The organism is Algoriphagus confluentis, assembly GCF_036245625.1.
GTDB lineage: Bacteria > Bacteroidota > Bacteroidia > Cytophagales > Cyclobacteriaceae > Algoriphagus > Algoriphagus confluentis.
In genome coordinates this window covers 1-904 of record NZ_BTPD01000038.1, presented here as the reverse complement: position 1 = coordinate 904, position 904 = coordinate 1, and the positions used below count along the sequence as shown (strand labels likewise).

Annotated in this window: 1 protein-coding gene; it reads left to right on the top strand. The window is 44.7% G+C overall.

The window, feature by feature from the left end; all coding sequences use genetic code 11:
- Nucleotides 1-904, top strand: a 904-nt coding sequence (locus tag AAA943_RS21775; RefSeq protein WP_479374288.1) for a DUF6443 domain-containing protein, incomplete at both ends; no start/stop codon positions are given.

Here is a 904-nt window from a genome sequence, read left to right as displayed (position 1 = left end):
TATTCAGAGAATCAGTTTGAAGCATCTCCCTTGGGTCGTGTGAACAAAAAATCCTCTCCTGGGAATGCGTGGCGAATGGGCTCGGCCAAAGAAATGGAATTTTCCAGAAGACCCAATACCGTCAATGATGGAGTCCGGATTTTCACTTTGAATGCCAGTGGCTTACCGCTTACTTCAGCCACTTATCCGGCCAACTCCCTATGGGTTGAAATCAGCGATGATGAGGATGATAAGCGGGTAATTCAATACACGAACAAGAACGGGGAATTGATTCTCAAAAAAGTCCAAAATACGGCAGCGAGTACGGGAAACGGACACACAGGCTGGCTTTGTACCTATTATGTATATGATGATTTAGGTCAGGTGAGGGTCGTTCTTCCTCCAAAAGCGATTCATTTGTTTGATTCTTTGAATTGGGTCAGTACTACTACTGCAAATGATGGGAATGCTAATGAATTATATTTTAGATATACCTATGACAACCGTGGTAGGATGATCGAAAAGCGGGTGCCCGGCAAAGGACTTGAGTCTATGGTGTATGATAAACAGGACAGATTGGTGGGTTTTCAGGATGCCAATATGGCACTGGCACCCAAAAAATGGTTGTACACCAAGTATGATTCTTTTGGCCGGGTGATTATGACAGGATTGGTTACTACAGACCTCACCAGAGCCAGTATTCAAAGCACATTGGATGGGGCCTCTTCCAACAATGCCGCAGTAAATGGTAATACTGGAAATATCAGAACAGGTACATCGATTACTTCTGCAAAATATGACGGATACAAGGAATATGTAGCCACATCAGGTATAACCCTCCAACCAGGATTTACTATGAAGGCAAGCGGGAATCAAAGTTTTGTTGCCCGAATCGGGACAGCCACCTCTGGAGCTGCAGGAGCCT